We start from the raw sequence: 15,490 nt of genomic DNA on the forward strand, positions 1-15,490 counted from the left end.
TCAGGCGGCGTCGGCGGCCGTGGTGCCCGTTTTGCGGTAGTGCTCTTCCTCGAGTTCGGCGATGGCCCGCGACGTGCGCTCGCGCAACGCGAACGCGGCGATCAGGCCGCACACGATCGCGATGACCAGCGCCACCCAGGAGAACCGCTCCATCCAGCGTTCGGCGGCCATGCCGGCGAAATACACCAGTGCGGTGGTGCCGCCCGCCCAGCAGATGGCTCCGGAGACGTTGGCCGCCAGGAACCGCGGGTAGTGCATCTTGAGCGCGCCGGCCAGCGGACCGGCGAAAATCCGCAGCAGGGCGATGAACCGGCCGAAGAACACCGCCCGAACTCCCCAGCGGTTGAACAGTTTTTCGGCGAGCGCGACGTGCCCGGGCCCGAAGTGCTTGGGGAAGCGCCGGCCCAGCCGGTCGAAGAGCGGCATGCCGAACCGCCGCCCGATCGCGTAGCCGATCGAGTCGCCGATCACGGCGCCGAGCACCGCGGCGACGCCGACCCCGATCGGATTGACGGCCAGGTCGTGATGCGACGACATCAGCGCCGCGCTGACCAGCACGATCTCGCCGGGAAGGGGAATGCCGAGGCTTTCCATCCCCACCACGCCGCCGACCACCAGGTACACCAGCAAGGGTGGGATGGACTGCAGCAAAGCCTCCACGTTCATGGGTCAAGGATGCCCGACCGCCGCACGAACCGCGCCGTAATCTCCGCGCTCGGCGTGCTGACGGGTTCCAGTCGCGGGCGCTTGGGCACCCGCCCGTCGGCCGACGACATGCCGCGCAGCCGCCGCCAGACCCACGGCATGAACTTCTGCTGCGTCCAGCGCAGCTGGCCGTACGTGCGCGATTGAAACGACAGGCGCGTCGGGCTGCCGCTCGCCTCGGCCCAATCATGGTTGCTGCCGGGCAAATTGAGCGCTTCGGCGGCCGCCGCGGCGAACAGGATGTGCCCCTTGGTGGACGCGTGCACGCGGTCGACGTCCCACGTGTCCAGGTCCCGCATCGAGGCCGCGTGGTAGAGGTCGACGAGCCTGAAGTCGTATCGGTCGGCGGCCGCCCGGATCGCCTCGTTGATGCGGGTGAGCCGCCCGGACACCAGCCGGCCGAGCGGGAGGAATTGCGCGACGTTGGGGAAGGTGGTGGTCACCACCGTCGCGCCCGATCCGGCGAGCGCGGCGTACACCTGCTCGAGCTTGTCCAGGGCGCGACCGAACGAGTTTCCCGGCTGGATGACGTCGTTCATGCCGACGCACACGGTGATCAAATCCGGTCGCATCTCCAGCGCCGGCGGAACCTGTTCGCGCAGCACGTCGGCCACCAGCTTGCCGCGGATCGCCAGGTTGGCGTACTGCAAACCGGGGTAGCGGGCGTCGATCATGGCCGCGAGCCGGTCGGCAAACCCGAGGCAGCCGATCGCGTCGTTACCGTCCCACAACCCCTCGGTCTGGCTGTCCCCGATGGCGACGTATCGGCAGTATCCGGTCTGGGTAGCCCCGCACACGATGCCGAGACTAACCGGTGATCGGGCTTCCGTCGTTGTAGCGTGACGCTGGTTCGCCGTGAGGAGAGTCTGTGGAATTCAACCTTGCCCAGGTGTTCGGCGCGGTCGCCGCGGCCAACCCCGACCGGGACTGCATCGTGTTCGGCGAGCGGCGCCTCACGTTCGCGCAAACCGCCGAACGTGCCCGCCGGTTCGCCCGCGCGCTGCACGGGTGGGGGCTGGGTGCGCGTCGCGAACGCGCGGAGCTGGCGCCGTACGAGTCGGGCCAGAGCCACCTCGGGCTGTACATGGCGAACTGCAACGAATTCCTCGAGGCGATGCTCGGCGCCTACGGGGCACGGGTGGCCCCGTTCAACGTCAACTACCGCTACGTCGCCGACGAGCTGGTGTACCTGCTCGGCAACGCGGGCGCCGACGTGGTCATGTATCACGCGCGGTTCGCGCCGACGCTGGCCGAGGCGCTGGTCAGGATGGCCGGCCCGGTGCGGCTGATCCACGTCGACGACGGGTCGGGCAACGACCCGCTGCCGGGGGCGGTGCGCTACGAGGACCTGCTCGGCTCGGTGTCCGACGAGCCGCTCGACGTGGTGCCGTCGCCGGACGACCTGTACGTGCTCTACACCGGCGGCACCACCGGCATGCCCAAGGGGGTGTTGTGGCGGCAGCACGACATCTATGTCAACGCCATGGGCGGGCGCGCGCTGGGCACCGGTGAGGTGGTGGGCAGCCTGGAGGAGATCGTCGAGCGGTCGCGGCTGGAGGGACCGGGCTCGATGACCCTGGCGCCGCTCATGCACGGCGCCGCCCAGTGGGCGGCCTTCATCAGCCTGTGCGGCGGCCGGCCGTTCGTGATGGCGCCGACGACCACCTACTTCGATCCGGCCGAGGCGCTGGCCCTGGCCAGCCGCGAACGGGTGATGTCGCTGTCGATGGTCGGCGACGCGTTCGGCCGGCCGTTGGCCGACGAACTCGAGGCCGGCGACTACGACCTGTCCGGGCTGCTGGCGCTGGTCACCGGTGGGGCCGCGCTCAGCGCCCCGCTCAAGCAGCGGTTCGTCGAGCTGCTGCCGCAGGTGACTGTTCTGGACGCGGGCGGGGCGTCGGAATCCGGCGCGCAGATGATGCAGGCCTCCAGCCGGCTGCAGAGCGCGACCGGCCGCTTCGCCCCGAACCCCGGGGCGGTGGTGGTCAGCGAGGACCTGACCCGGATCCTGTCGCCGGGCGACGAGGAGATTGGCTGGCTGGCCCAGCAGGGGCCGATACCGCTGGGCTATCTGGGCGACCCGGACAAGACGGCGCGCACGTTCCCGGTGATCGAGGGCATCCGCCACTCGGTGCCCGGGGACCGGGCCCGCTGGCACGCCGACGGCCAGATCGAGCTGCTCGGCCGCGATTCGGTCACCATCAACTCCGGCGGGGAGAAGATCTTCGCCGAGGAGGTCGAGGCCGCGATCGCCGAGCACCCCGACGTGTACGACGTCGTGGTGACGAGCCGGCCCAGCACCCGGTGGGGCAACGAAGTCGTCGCGCTCGTCCAGCTTTCCGACGGGGTGTCCGTCGATGCCGACAGCATCATCGCCGAGGCCGCCCGCCATATCGCGCGGTACAAACTGCCGAAGGCGATCGTCTTCTGCGACCGGCTGCAGCGCTCGCCGTCCGGCAAGGCCGACTACCGCTGGGCGAAAACGCAAGCGGCACAGGGCGGTTGAGCCCGCGGCGCCTCACCCGACACGATGGCCTCCCGGGGGAGGATATGGCGTGTGCCCTGTCCCCGCCGTGACTGTGTGGCAATTGCGTTAGCCTCGGTGGCCGTGGCCGCGCAATTGAATGTCAACGCGATTCGCACACCGGGCCGCGCGGCCGTCGCACTCGGTGCCGCCGTGACGCTGGCCGTGTTCGTGGCGGGGCTGATGTGGGCCAAGTGGATGCCCTACGCGGCCAAAGCCCTGCGCGCCCGGCGGACGCATCGCTGGTCGGCGTCGAACATCCTCACCATCGGCGGGGTGCGCAGCGGGGACGGTCCCACCTGGCACGCCGCGACGACGTTCTTTCACGCCTACTTCTTGTCGATTTGGCAGGCGCTGCTGGTGGCGCTGCTGATCAGCGCGTCGGTACAGGCGTTGCTGCCGCGATCGTGGTTGCCACGTGCGTTGAACCGGCGCCGCGTGATCTCGAGCGCGCTGGCCGGCGGGGTCGTGGGCATGCCGTCGATGATGTGCACGTGTTGCGCCGCCCCGGTGGCGGTCACGTTGCGGCGCAACGGGGTCGGGCGCGTCGCCGCCGTCGCCTACTGGCTCGGGAATCCATTGCTGAATCCCGCGGTGCTGGTGTTCTTGGCGTTTGTGGCCCCGTGGCAGTGGGCGGTGACCAGGTTGGTGGTCGGCGTCGCCGCCGTGGTTGGTGTGGCGGCGACGGTCGGGCTGGTCACCGGGGGCGGCGGGCGACCGCCCGCCGAGGAAGTCGCCCCTTCCGGCAACGGCGAGCCGGCGGCGAGGCCCGGCGTCTTCATGCGGGCGCTGCTGCGGTTGTGCCTATTTCTGTTGCCCGAGTACGCGGTCATGGTGCTCCTGGTCGGGGCGTTTCGCGGCTGGCTGCTGACCCTGACCGGATTCCCGCACCACGGCCTGCTGATCGTCGTCCTCGCGGCGGCGGTCGGCACGCTGATCGTCATCCCGACAGCGGCGGAGATCCCGATCCTGCAGGGGCTGGCGTTGCTCGGGGCCTCGACGGGAACGCTTGGTGCGCTGCTGATCACCCTCCCTGCGGTCAGCGCCCCGGGTGCGGCGATGGTCGCACGCAGCCTCGGATGGAAGGCCACCGCGGCCACAACTTTCGCGGTGATGGTGTCGGGCCTAGTCGGCGCGACGGTCCTGAGCGCGCTCTAATGGCGGTACCGTCACTGTCATGGCGAACAAGAGGCAGCAGGACGCCGCCGATTCGCTTGCGCCCCAGTATCCGATCGAGTCGGTCGACAACGCGCTGAAGCTCCTGCTGCTGCTGGGGGAGCGGCCCGAGATCCGGTTGACCGAGGCCACCCGATACCTGGGTGTCGCGCCGTCGACCGCGCATCGGCTGTTGGCGATGCTGAACTACCGCGGGTTCGTCCGGCAAGACCCGATGTCCAAGGCGTACCTGCCCGGTCCCTCGCTGACCGGCGTGGCGTTTGCGATCCTCGGGCGCCTCGACATTCAGCGAACCGCCGCGCCGATCATGCGCGGCCTCAGCCAACAACTGCGGGAGACGATTCACGTCGGGATGCTCGACGGCGCCAACGTCCATTTCGTGGCCGCGGTCGAGGGCCCGGCCGCGGTCCGGGTGGCCTCCCGGCTGGGACGCACCATGCCGGCGCATTGCACCTCGACGGGCAAGGTGATGTTGGCACAGCTCGCGGAAGCCGAACTGTGCCAGTTGTTTCCGGTCGAGGAGTTGGAGCGGGTCACCCCCCACTCGATCGGCAGCCGCACCGAATTGGAGGCCGAGCTGTCCCGCGTCCGCGAGCGGGGCTACGCCGTCAATCGCGAGGAGAGCGAGGAGGGCGTCGCCTCGGTCGCGGTGCCCATCCCCACCCGCGCCCCGGGCCTGCGGCTGGCGCTCAACGCGGCGGCACCGCAGAACCGGTTGGACAGCACCCAACACCCCGCCGTGGCGGCCACACTTATCAAGGCGGCCAAGGAGATTGGCGATCAGCTCGGCTGAGACGTCCGGTACGGGATCTCCGGCCGCAGGAAGACGTCGTTGAGGGTGACGGTGCGCAACTTGCGCGCCCGGATGACGTCGACCAGCTGCCCGTAAACGCGGGTGACCGCCGGGTGGTTGAGGTGGCCGATCACGATGTTCTGCGGCGTGAAGGCCTGCAGCGCCATCCTGACGATCTGGTCTTCGGAGAGCGCCGCGGAATCCCGTAGGTCACCGCTCCACAGGGTCGGAACCTGGTAGCCCAATTCGGCGGCCACCCGGTCCACCTCGGCGTTGTGATGGCCATACGGCGGCCGGAAGTAAGGGGCGGCGTCCACACCATAGGTGTTCCGCAGGAACGCGGCGGTGCGGCTGAGCTCGTCGGCGACCTGGCTCGCCGACAGTTTCGTCAGGTCAGGATGCGTCCACGTGTGGTTGGCGAGCTGAATCTGTCCCGATTCGACCAGCGGCCGCAGCAAGGCGGCATGCTCGGTCCACGAGCGATAGGAGCCGGTGACGAAATAGGTGAGCCGCACGCCGGTGTCCTTGGCGAATTGCGTGTAGAGCCGCACCACCTCGGCGTCCGCGCCGTCATCGACCGTCCACGCCAACAGATCACCGTTGCCCGGTAGCTTGGTCAGCACCGTGCCCCCGGGCAGCAGGACTCGCGATGCCCGGTCGGGGGGCGACAGCAACGGCGGCAGCAGAGGAGCGGCCGGGCTCGGCGCGGAGCCGGGAACCTCGGCGCGGGCCACCGTCTCCTTGGGTCCGCCCGCCGAGCACCACGAGACGCCCGTGACCGCCACGGTCGCGGCCACGGCGACCAGGAAGCGCCGCCGGTCCAGTTCGCTCACCCGGGCAGGTTAATCCCGGCACCCGCCGGCCCGGTGGCGTGGCGCGCGCCGGAGATGAACCTGTGACTTAACGGCATTCGCCGATATGACGGGCGGCGCGAGGCCCTGGTGGGGCGCCCGTTGATCGGCGACGGCGCCAACGTGGCCGCGGGCAGCGGCGCGAACGGCGGCACCGGCGGCAATGCCATCGTGATCGGCATCGGCGGCAACGGTGGCTCGGGCGGCGCCGGCCAGGCGGGCGGCGGCGGCAGCAGCGCGGGCCTGTTCATCAACGGCGGCCTTCCCGGGCGCGGGGGCGACGGCGGCAGCGCGACGCTGCTCGGCGCCGGCGGTGTCGGGGGCCAGGGCGGTACCGGCCTGGCCGGGGCAAACGGCGTCAACCCCGTCGTCAGCGGGCAGGCGGCCAACGGCACTCCCGGCTCCAGCACCTTCAACAGCACCGCGGGCGATTCCTTCGGCTTCAACGGCGGCGACGGCGTCGATGGCGGCTCCGCCGCCACCGGAGGCGGCAGCGGGGTCGCCGGCGGTGGCGGCGCCGGTGGGGCCGGCGGCAACGGGCGTGCCGGCGGCAGCGGGGTCAACGGCGGCGGCGCCGGCACGCCCGGCACGGGGCTAACAAGCAGCGGAAACACCGGCACGGCCGGCGGCCACGGCGCCGACGGTTCGCAGGGTCAATCCGGCTGATCGCCCAAGCGGGCGACCTCGTGCCGCCAGGCGGCCTCGGAATTGAGGCCGGATCCCAAGTCCGGCAGGTCATCCCAATCCCGTTCGTCGATGTCGCGCAGCGTGCCGCCGGCCGCGCGAACCCGCAGCGACATGCGCGCCAGCGCGTCGACACTGATCGCCTGCAACACGGCCTGCTCGATAGTGCCTGCCGCGCTGGTGATCCCGTGCCCGCGCAGGACCACCACCGGCCGGCCGGACATCGCCGCCACCATGTCCTTGCCGAGCCGTGCGTTGCGGATCAGCACCGCGCGTTCGTAGACCGGCACGCCGCCGCGCGCGAGCCACGCGCCGGGAATGTCGTAGGCCCCGTAGATCGGCCGGATCGCGATGCCGGCAAGATCGGCGGCGACGACGGCGGGCGGGTGCAGGTGCGCGACCGCCCGGTGGGCCGGGTTGGACAGCAGGGTTTCGACGTGGATGGGCAGCTCGTTGGGCACCCGGTAGCCGTCGAGTTCGCCTGGGGCGCCGGCCGTTCCGTCGAACCTGACGAGCCGGACGTCGGTGGGCCGGGTAAACGCCACCCCGGAGTCGGTGTCGCTTCGGCACCGCACCAGCAGGCGCTCGTGGTCGACGCGCAGGCTCAGGTGACCGAGCACGCCGTCGACCAGGCCGCGCGCCGCGGCGACCCGGCAGCCCAGCGCCACCAGGGCGCGTTGCTCGTCGAGGCGCGTCATCGCGGTGCGCCCAGCCCGAATCCGCCGTCGGCGTGGACGGTTTCGCCGGTGATGCCGCGGGACCGGTCGGAGGCCAGGAAGACGAAACTGAAGGCGTGGTCCGCGGCGGTGAGCGCGACGCCCAGCGGGGTGCGCGCCGCCATGTCGCGCTCCCGGTCGGGGGTGTCGTCGAGGCGGACGCCGTCGAGGCCCAGGCTGGCGAGTCCGCGCAGGTCGGTGTTGAGCGTGCCGCCCGGTGCCACGCCGTTGACCCGGATCTGCGGCGCGAGTTCGTGAGCCAGCGTCGCCACCAGCCCGCGGACGGCGAACTTCGACGACACGTAGAGCGCGCCGCCGCGCCCGGGCTGGTACGACGACGTGGACTCGCACAAGACGATCGACGACCCGCTCGCTGCCCGCAGCGCGGGGAGGGCCGCCTTGACCGACTGCAGGTGGCTCAGCACGTTGGTGCGAAACATCTCGTCGAACGCGGGCGAGAGCGCCCCGGCGTCGATATCGCCGATGCCCCGGTAGAAATCGAAGACTCCGACGCAGTTGACCAGCGTGTCCAGCCCGCCGAAGGCCTCCACCGCGGCGGCGACGGCGCGCTCGTTGGTCTCGCGGGTGATGGCGTCGCCGTCGATCACGGGGACACCCGGCAACTCGCCGCGCAGCCGTTCGCACTTGCCGCGATCCCGTTCCAGGGCGGCGACTTTGGCGCCCTCGGCGCGAAACGCGTCCAGCACGGCGCGGCCGATCCCCGAACCGGCGCCGACGATCAGGGCGCGCTTGCCCTCAAGCCATCCGGTCATCGCCGTCCTCCGCCTCGTCGGGCAGCAGCGGCGCGCCGCACCTGCCGACCATGGTCGCCAGCGTGCGGGCGTTCTGCCAGGTCAGGGCCTCCAGTTCGAGCGCGTCCAGGCTGATAGACCGCCCGGTTTTGGGGGCGCTGATCAGCAGCCGCGACCCGTTGCGGGTGTCCACCCGCCGCACCTCGACCTCGGCGAATTCGTTTGCCACCGTGATGGATTCGCTCACAGGAACACCGCCAAATTCTGCATCCGCAAGACGGATTCGTCGACGAAGATGGTGCGGCGGGCCAGCTTCCAGCGATCCCCACACCGCCGCAGCAGGTCCTCGCGGCCGCAGGACACCAGTGCGCTCTCGTTGACGTCGCCGCGGCTGCGAAACAGCAGCTCGGCCGATTCGACCACCAGGTGTGCTTCGTCATCGCAAGCGAAAGTCCGCACGTTCGTGATGAAGTGCCGCAGCCGCGACGGCGGGTCCTCGGTCCAGGCGTGCTCGGTGGCGAAGCGCGCGACCCGCTGGGTCAACGAGTACTTGTCCTCGTCGAAGTGCGCCATTCCCGGCGAGGTGTCGAATCCCGCGCCGCGTGCCGTCGTGACCCGGACCGGCATCACGTAGCGGATGTCATCGGTGAGCGTATCCAGCCACTCCTGGTATTGCTGGGCGTCCAGCAGGTAGGCCTCGTCGACCAGGAACTGGTGCGCCTCCAGGTGGCGAATATCGCCGAATGGCAAGGCTTTTCTCATGAGAGATAGTCCGCCCACAGTCCGAGCAGCGCGCGCTGGTTGTGCTCGTTGTAACCGACCTGCGCGCGACCGGGCCCGTGAAACGTCTCGGCGGGCAGCGCCTCGACGACGGGGCGATCGTCGGCAAGCAACCCCATCCGGCTGTTGAGCAGCAGGCGGCGCGCCATCGAACCGCCCGCGGTGGTGGTCAGCGACACCCAGTTCTCCACGTCGTCTTGTTCGAACATCCCGGTGGAACCGAAGCACATCAAATATGCCTTGTAGGAATCACGTTTGTATTGCGGGGGAGCGGCGGAGTCGACCGCAAACCACGAGCACACCTCGGTTTCGTTCTCGCTGATGGGCTGCCACAGCCGGATCGAGATGAACGGCAGCACCTCATCATCGCGGTCGTGGACCTTGGGCCAGTTGTGCACGAAGCTCAGGTTCGGAAAACAGGTGGCCGCCGAGATCATGAACCCGTCCTCGCCGACCACCCGCTGCTGCTGGGGCGTCCAGGCCTCCTTGATCCGGCCGATCATCTCGTCGGGATAGCCGACGTAGCGCATCCGCTCGTCGAAGTCGCCGGGCGGAAGTTTGTAGGTGGTCCCCCCGCCGCGGTCCGCCCAATAGGTCGCTCCGTCCTTGCGCTTCTGGGCTTTTGGCTCGCGGAACAGGCCGATGTCGACGATCGACGCGTGCGTGTGCGGGGTGTGGTACATGTCGCCGGCGAAGTTCTCGGCGCCGATCTTCCAGTTCGCCTTGATCCGCCAGCGCTGCGGGCCCCGCACCTCCAGCCCGCCGGCGCTCTGCTTGGTGTAGAAATCCAGGTAGAACCGGAAGTCGCCGAGGAAGTCCTCCAGCGGCTCGGCGGCCGGGTCCATGCTGAGGAACATCAGCCCGTTGTAACTCGCGAAATTCGGTGCCGGAAGCAGGCTTTGACCGCTTCGGGGTAGCCCCTCGTCGCCGCCGTAGGCCTCGCGGTGGAAAGGCAGCCCGGCGAGCCGGCCGTCGTTGCGGTAGGACCAACCGTGGTACGGGCAGCGGAAATTGGAGGCGTTGCCCAGCTCCGCCCGGCACAGCTGCATGCCGCGGTGCAGGCACATATTGAACAATGCGCGGAGGTGGCCATTCGAATTGGTGATGATGAAGGAGTCGTCGAGAACCCGCCGCACCACATAGTCACCGTCGTGCGGGATCTCCGATTCGTGGCCCACGAACGTCCACGCCCGGCCGAACAGTCGCTCACGCTCGAGCCCGAACAATTCCGGGTCGTTGTAGATGTGGGCGGGGATGAGCCCCTGACGAACGTGGTCAAGAACGTTACGAAGATCCGTCACGGGCGTCCTCTGCACTACAGAACTATATTCCGTTAAGAAGAATCCCGCACCCGGCCCGCCTGGTCAATGCCGACGATCAGCGACCTCGGAGCATCCTTTTGGCTAATTCACAGGTGGCTGACAACCGCGTATTCACGGCGCGCGGCTACGGTGGTCACGTCGGATCCCGTGCGCATGTGAGCGCGAGGTAACACGGGGATTGGCGCCGAGTTTGCGTGCATTGCTGTCATTTGGCTCTGCAGCTGAGGAAGGACGGTGTCATGGTGGATCGGACCCGGGGGGCCGGCGTTCGGTTGCGGGAACTCGGACCGCGCGTGCTGTCAGCAATCGGGCGGCAGGAGTGGCTGGATCGGCCCAGCTATCGATTCGAGCACCTGCTCAGCTTCGGCTACAACGGGCTGGGCGGTGCGCGCAACACCGTCATGAACGCGCTGCACGGCGTCTGGCTCGGGCATCCGGTCCATCCGCCGTTGGCATCGCTGACGAGTGGGGCGCTGGGCACGACGGTGGCGCTGGACGCGCTCAGCCTGCTGCCCGGCCAGCGGCCCAGCGAGGTCCGCGATGCTTCGCGGTTCGCCACCCGCGCGCTGGGGGTGGGGATCCTGGCCAGCATCGGTTCGGCGATCACCGGCACCACCGACTGGCAGCACACCCACTCCGAGGACCGCCGGGTGGGGCTGGTGCACGGGCTGGTGAACCTGGCCGCCACGGCGCTCTACGCGCAGTCCTGGCGGGACCGCCGCCACGGCCGGCACGGCCGCGGCATTGGCCTGACGGCGCTCGGCTACGCCATCACCCTGGGCGGCAGCTACCTCGGCGGGGCCCTGGTGTTCGAGTCCGGCGTCGGCATCGACCAGTCGGGCGAGCGGCTGCGCACCACCGAGTGGACCCCGGTGCTGCCCGCGGCCTCGCTGAACGGCAAGCCGGTGCGCGTCGAGGTCGACGGCGTGGGATTGGTTGTGTGCCAGACGAACCCGGGACAGGTGTCGGCATTCGGTGAGTTCTGCCCGCACTTGGCGGCCCCGATGTCCGACGGCTGGGTGGATCGCGGCCGCGTGGTGTGCCCCTGGCATGGATCGTGGTTCGCGGCCGAATCGGGGGAGGTCTTGCGCGGGCCCGCGGCGGCCCCGTTGCCGCGCTATGAGGCCAGATTGGTCGACGGAATGGTTGAGGTGCGTGCCGAGGAGGTAGCGAAGTGAACGCCTATGACGTGTTGAAAGAGCACCACATCGTGATCAAGGGGCTGGGCCGCAAGATCAGCGAGGCGCCGGTGAACAGCGAAGAGCGGCATGCCCTTTTCGACGACTTTCTGGTCGAGCTCGACATCCACTTCCGCATCGAGGACGACCTGTACTACCCGGCGCTCAAGGATGCCACCAAGCTGATCGCGGTCGCCCACGCCGAGCACCGCCAGGTGGTCGACCAGCTTTCCGTGCTACTCAAGACGCCGCAGAGCGCGCCGGGCTACGAAGACGAATGGAACTCCTTCAAGACGGTGCTCGAGGCCCACGCCGACGAGGAGGAGCGCGACCTGATTCCCGCGCCGCCCGAGGTGAAGATCACCGAAGCCGAGCTCGAGGAACTGGGCAACAAGATGGCCGCGAAGATGGAGCAATACCGCGGTTCCGCGCTGCATCGGATGCGCACCAAGGGCCGGGCGGCGCTGGTACGCGGGCTTTAGCGGCGATCGCAAGCGCGGCGCTGGGGCACCTCCCGCTTGCGGGGGACCGGGCGCGTGGGGTACGCCCGCGGAGCTGAGGGACGGGTCGCCACCGTCGGCCCTGGCGGACGACATCACGCGGCTAACGGGGGGTTGGCCGCGTGATCGGGAGTAGCCTCACGGCTGATGAGCGCCGAGGTTGTCGCGTCCCAGGAGGACATCACGGCGGAGATGGCCGCCCTGGGCCGGGGTGGGGCCGCCGGGGACCCGACGCAGCCGCGGCTCGACTACCCGCCCTACCGCAGCACCGCCCTGCGCCACCCCACGCGGCCCCCGCTGGTCGTCGACCCGGACGAGCTCGAACTCGAGGGACCCTGTTTCGGCAGCCACGAGGTCGGCCCGCTCGACGCCGACCTCACGGTCGGCCATCCCGGCGAGCCGCTGGGGGAGCGGATCATCGTGACCGGGCGGGTGCTCGACGACGCCGGGGCGCCGGTGGCCGGACAGCTCGTCGAGATCTGGCAGGCCAACGCGAGCGGCCGGTATCGCCACCAACGCGACCAGCACCCGGCCCCGCTGGACCCGAACTTCGTCGGCGCGGGCCGCTGCCTCACCGGGCCCGACGGCTCCTATCGTTTCCTGACCATCAAGCCCGGCCCCTATCCGTGGCTCAATCACCGCAACGCCTGGCGCCCCGCGCACATCCACTTCTCGGTCTTCGGAACGGCTTTCACGCAACGCCTGGTCACCCAGATGTACTTCCCTGGCGACCCGCTGTTCGACCTGGACCCGATCTTCCAATCGATTCCCGATCCCGCCGCCCGAGGGCGCCTGATCGCCCGTTACGACCACGGCGTCACCCAGCCGGAGTACGCAACCGGCTACCGCTGGGACATCGTGGTTTGCGGCGGCCACCGCGCCTGGACCGAAGCCGATGACTGAATTGCCTTGCACCCCAGGGCAAACGGTGGGCCCCTTCCTCGGCCTCGGGTTGCCGTATCCCGGTGACAGCGATCTGGTCGCCGACGGGCATCCGCACGCCGTGCGGCTACACGGGACGGTGTACGACGGCGCCGGCGAGGCGGTCCCGGACGCGCTGGTCGAACTGTGGCAGCGCGACGGCGCCGGACGCATCCCGCGGCGGGAAGGCTCGCTGCGACGCGGCGATGCGGGCTTCACCGGGTGGGGCCGGTGCGCGACCGACGCGGCCGGGCACTATGCCTTCACGACGGTGCCGCCCGGGGCGGACTCCGGGCGGCCGCCGTTCTTCGCGATTGCCGTCTTCGCGCGCGGGCTGTTGCACCGGTTGTTCACCCGCGCCTACCTGCCCCATGTCGAGGTGAACGCCGACGCGGCGCTGGCCGCCCTCGTGTGCATCTCCGAAAATGACGGCGCCACCTACCGTTTCGACATCCACCTGCAGGGTCCGAACGAGACCGTGTTCCTGGAGTTTCGGCGATGACCAACCTGCTGTGGCCCGGCGACCAGCGGGCCGGCGAACACATGACGGACGCCGCGCTGCTGCGCGCCATGGTGGCGGTGGAGTCCGCCTGGCTGGAAGCCCTGGCCGGCGCCGACCTGGCGCCCGGCGACTGCGCCGCCACGGACCTGTCGAACCTGGTGGGCGACGCGGACGGCGAGTCGCTCGCGGCCGCCGCGGAGGGCGGCGGCAACCCGATCATCGGCCTGGTCGAACTGCTGCGACGGCGCGCCGCCCCGGCCGTGGCGCCCTGGATCCACCGGGGCCTCACCAGCCAGGACGTCCTCGACACCGCGCTGATGCTGGGCGTGCGCGATGTCATCGACGATCTCACGGCACAGCTGACGCAACAGCTTTCGACGCTGTCCGCCCTCGCCACGGCCCACCGGGCCACCCCCATGGTGGCCCGCACCCTCACCCAGCACGCGGCGCCCACCACCTTCGGCGCCAAGGCGGCCGTCTGGCTGAACGGGATCACCGACGCGCTCGAGGGGCTGCGCGGGCTGGTCACCCCGGTTCAGATCGGCGGAGCCGTCGGGACGCGGGCCGCCGCCACCGAGCTGGCGGCGCTGCTCGGCGCGGCCGGCCCGGCGGACATATCCGACCGGTTAGTGCGCAGCGCCGCAACCGCTTTGGGCTTGGACGTCCGATCGCCGTGGCACACGACACGCACGCCCGTCACCGCGGCCGCCGACGCCTTCGTCGGCTGCACCGACGCCTGGGGCCGCATCGCCTCGGACGTCGTGACCCTGGTCCGCCCGGAGATCGGCGAACTGAGCGAGCCGGCGGGCGAGCACCGCGGCGGCTCGTCGTCGATGCCGCACAAGCGCAATCCGGTGTTGTCGATCCTGATTCGCCGGGCCGCCCTCGCCGCGCCCCCGCTGGCGGCCACCCTGCACACCGCCGCGGCGCTGGCCAACGACGAACGGCCCGACGGCCCCTGGCACGCCGAGTGGGACACCCTGCGCACCCTGGCCCGGCGAACCGTCGTCGCGGGTTCCCAGGCCGGCGAGCTGCTGGCCGGGCTGCGCGTGCATTCCGCGCGGATGGCCGAAAACCTGCGAATGACAGACGTTTACGGCGAACAGCGGGCGACCGCCGAGCTGGCGGGCAAGGCCGCGTCGGCGACCTACGTCGGCGCCGCCGACCGGTTGATCGACGAGAGCCTGGGCCGCGCCGAGCGGATCCTCAAGAACCGCTAGTCGCCAGCGCCCTGCCGTCGGCCTCGTAAATGCTGGCCAGCCAGATGTGCACCAGCGTGTCGATCACGCGATCTTCCGGGATCGCCGGCTCCTCGGTGGTGAACGTCGCGGCCATCACCCGCTCGCTCAACATGTTCAGCGCGACGGACAGGTCCTCGGCCGGGTAGGTGTCGGGGGCCGCGCCGCGGCGGCGTTCGGCCTTGATCGCCGCCGTGGTGTGGGAGATCCACTTCTGCATGAGCGCCGACCACAATTGCCGCACCTCTGGGTTGGTGGCTTTCGCCGCGGCGCCGGCCACCGCGACCGCCCGATGCGAGCCGGACACCTCGAAGAAGGCCTCGATGCGTGCCCGCCAATGCGTCGCGGGGTCGCCGAACAGCTTGCCGCCCAGCGCCGTAAGCGCCGCGTGGGCCCTGCCGTTCATCTGGTCCAGCAGCGACAGCAACACCGCGTTCTTGGATTGGAAATAAAAGTAGAAGGTGGGGCGGGAGATGCCCGCACCTCTGGCCAGGTCGTCGACGGAGAAGTCGGCCAGCGGCCGTTCCTGCAGGAGCCGCTCGGCGGTGGCCAGGATCGCTTGTTCGCGGTCGTCACCCGAATAGTGCGACGAACGGCGGCCTCGGGAGGCGTGCATTTTCTCGCCCTGCCTGGGGTCGGCCACGTCAGTTACTTTATGGATGCGTCGATATATGCCAACGAAATTGTTGATGACAACCAACAATATTGTCGATTAAATCGACGGTTCCCGTCGCGGCCAATTCTTGGCACATGGGCGCCACGCAGCGGCCTTCGCCCCAGGAACCTGATGACTTTCGCCCCTACTTTGCGCCCGCCCGGTGATGGTCGCATCGAATCAGAGCAATCCA

General features: G+C 69.9%; 18 protein-coding genes. 9 read left to right on the forward strand and 9 right to left on the reverse strand.

The genetic code is table 11. The features are described 5' to 3' along the window. Together MTAB308_RS06050 and MTAB308_RS06055 are read right to left on the reverse strand one after the other, a co-directional pair. The gene (locus MTAB308_RS06050) at positions 1 to 666 is read right to left on the reverse strand and encodes a DedA family protein (RefSeq protein WP_077098599.1); all 666 of its coding nucleotides are present in this window, start codon (positions 664 to 666) and stop codon (positions 1 to 3) included. Then, positions 663 to 1,502, reverse strand: a complete 840-nt coding sequence (locus tag MTAB308_RS06055) for an SGNH/GDSL hydrolase family protein (RefSeq protein WP_077098600.1) — start codon at positions 1,500 to 1,502, stop codon at positions 663 to 665. Before MTAB308_RS06055 ends, MTAB308_RS06050 begins: the two co-directional genes overlap by 4 nt. Before the next feature lie 71 nt (positions 1,503 to 1,573). On the opposite strand from MTAB308_RS06055, the gene MTAB308_RS06060 reads away from it, so the two are divergent. From MTAB308_RS06060 to MTAB308_RS06070, 3 genes are all read left to right on the forward strand, one after another. Next, positions 1,574 to 3,211: an acyl-CoA synthetase gene (locus tag MTAB308_RS06060; protein ID WP_077098601.1), complete on the forward strand. Its 1,638-nt coding sequence runs from the start codon at positions 1,574 to 1,576 to the stop codon at positions 3,209 to 3,211. Positions 3,212 to 3,313: 102 nt separating this feature from the next. Continuing rightward, on the forward strand, positions 3,314 to 4,387 hold the full coding sequence (locus tag MTAB308_RS06065) for a permease (RefSeq protein WP_077098943.1): 1,074 nt from the start codon (positions 3,314 to 3,316) through the stop codon (positions 4,385 to 4,387). A 19-nt stretch (positions 4,388 to 4,406) separates the two neighbouring features. Then, complete coding sequence (locus tag MTAB308_RS06070; protein ID WP_077098602.1) at positions 4,407 to 5,198, forward strand: IclR family transcriptional regulator; 792 nt, start codon at positions 4,407 to 4,409, stop codon at positions 5,196 to 5,198. Here the strand turns inward: MTAB308_RS06070 and MTAB308_RS06075 are convergent. After that, positions 5,186 to 6,022 carry a polysaccharide deacetylase family protein gene (locus tag MTAB308_RS06075; RefSeq protein ID WP_077098944.1) on the reverse strand — a complete coding sequence of 279 codons (837 nt, stop codon included), beginning with the start codon at positions 6,020 to 6,022 and terminating at the stop codon, positions 5,186 to 5,188. The genes MTAB308_RS06070 and MTAB308_RS06075 overlap by 13 nt on opposite strands. 117 nt (positions 6,023 to 6,139) lie before the next feature. Here MTAB308_RS06075 and MTAB308_RS06080 point away from each other — a divergent pair, with 117 nt between their 5' ends. After that, the gene (locus MTAB308_RS06080) at positions 6,140 to 6,715 is read left to right on the forward strand and encodes a hypothetical protein (RefSeq protein ID WP_077098603.1); all 576 of its coding nucleotides are present in this window, start codon (positions 6,140 to 6,142) and stop codon (positions 6,713 to 6,715) included. Here the strand turns inward: MTAB308_RS06080 and phtC are convergent. Genes phtC through MTAB308_RS06105 form a run of 5 tightly spaced genes read right to left on the reverse strand, consistent with a single transcriptional unit; the run spans position 6,703 to position 10,297 of the window. Next, positions 6,703 to 7,431, reverse strand: coding sequence for a 3,4-dihydroxyphthalate decarboxylase (phtC, locus tag MTAB308_RS06085; RefSeq protein ID WP_077098604.1), 729 nt, complete (start codon positions 7,429 to 7,431; stop codon positions 6,703 to 6,705). The two genes, MTAB308_RS06080 and phtC, sit on opposite strands and share 13 nt — an antisense overlap. Beyond that, a complete protein-coding gene (hcaB, locus tag MTAB308_RS06090) occupies positions 7,428 to 8,222 on the reverse strand; it encodes a 3-(cis-5,6-dihydroxycyclohexa-1,3-dien-1-yl)propanoate dehydrogenase (protein ID WP_077098605.1) in 795 nt (264 codons plus the stop codon). The genes phtC and hcaB overlap by 4 nt, the downstream gene beginning before the upstream one ends. After that, entirely contained in the window at positions 8,206 to 8,448 is a 243-nt protein-coding gene (locus tag MTAB308_RS06095; RefSeq protein ID WP_077098606.1) for a dihydrodiol dehydrogenase, read from the reverse strand. Before MTAB308_RS06095 ends, hcaB begins: the two co-directional genes overlap by 17 nt. After that, complete coding sequence (locus MTAB308_RS06100; protein ID WP_077098607.1) at positions 8,445 to 8,963, reverse strand: 3-phenylpropionate/cinnamic acid dioxygenase subunit beta; 519 nt, start codon at positions 8,961 to 8,963, stop codon at positions 8,445 to 8,447. The genes MTAB308_RS06095 and MTAB308_RS06100 overlap by 4 nt, the downstream gene beginning before the upstream one ends. Next, positions 8,960 to 10,297, reverse strand: a complete 1,338-nt coding sequence (locus MTAB308_RS06105) for an aromatic ring-hydroxylating dioxygenase subunit alpha (protein WP_425436197.1) — start codon at positions 10,295 to 10,297, stop codon at positions 8,960 to 8,962. The genes MTAB308_RS06100 and MTAB308_RS06105 overlap by 4 nt, the downstream gene beginning before the upstream one ends. A 245-nt stretch (positions 10,298 to 10,542) precedes the next feature. Between MTAB308_RS06105 and MTAB308_RS06110 the strand changes: the two genes are divergently transcribed. The 5 genes from MTAB308_RS06110 to MTAB308_RS06130 all read left to right on the forward strand — a co-directional run bounded on the left by MTAB308_RS06110 (position 10,543) and on the right by MTAB308_RS06130 (position 14,624). Further along, entirely contained in the window at positions 10,543 to 11,481 is a 939-nt protein-coding gene (locus tag MTAB308_RS06110) for a Rieske (2Fe-2S) protein (protein WP_077098609.1), read from the forward strand. Further along, on the forward strand, positions 11,478 to 11,963 hold the full coding sequence (locus tag MTAB308_RS06115; RefSeq protein ID WP_077098610.1) for a hemerythrin domain-containing protein: 486 nt from the start codon (positions 11,478 to 11,480) through the stop codon (positions 11,961 to 11,963). Before MTAB308_RS06110 ends, MTAB308_RS06115 begins: the two co-directional genes overlap by 4 nt. A 165-nt stretch (positions 11,964 to 12,128) precedes the next feature. Beyond that, the gene (pcaH, locus tag MTAB308_RS06120) at positions 12,129 to 12,884 is read left to right on the forward strand and encodes a protocatechuate 3,4-dioxygenase subunit beta (protein WP_077098611.1); all 756 of its coding nucleotides are present in this window, start codon (positions 12,129 to 12,131) and stop codon (positions 12,882 to 12,884) included. Beyond that, positions 12,877 to 13,404 (forward strand): protocatechuate 3,4-dioxygenase subunit alpha, encoded by a 528-nt coding sequence (gene pcaG, locus MTAB308_RS06125; RefSeq protein WP_077098612.1) that lies wholly within the window; start codon positions 12,877 to 12,879, stop codon positions 13,402 to 13,404. The genes pcaH and pcaG overlap by 8 nt, the downstream gene beginning before the upstream one ends. Further along, positions 13,401 to 14,624, forward strand: coding sequence for a lyase family protein (locus MTAB308_RS06130; protein ID WP_077098613.1), 1,224 nt, complete (start codon positions 13,401 to 13,403; stop codon positions 14,622 to 14,624). The genes pcaG and MTAB308_RS06130 overlap by 4 nt, the downstream gene beginning before the upstream one ends. On the opposite strand, the gene MTAB308_RS06135 is transcribed toward MTAB308_RS06130, so the two are convergent. Beyond that, complete coding sequence (locus MTAB308_RS06135) at positions 14,611 to 15,258, reverse strand: TetR/AcrR family transcriptional regulator (RefSeq protein WP_077098945.1); 648 nt, start codon at positions 15,256 to 15,258, stop codon at positions 14,611 to 14,613. The genes MTAB308_RS06130 and MTAB308_RS06135 overlap by 14 nt on opposite strands. Positions 15,259 to 15,490: the final 232 nt, after the last annotated feature.

It is taken from the genome of Mycobacterium terramassiliense, assembly GCF_900157385.1.
GTDB classification, from domain to species: Bacteria; Actinomycetota; Actinomycetes; order Mycobacteriales; family Mycobacteriaceae; genus Mycobacterium; species Mycobacterium terramassiliense.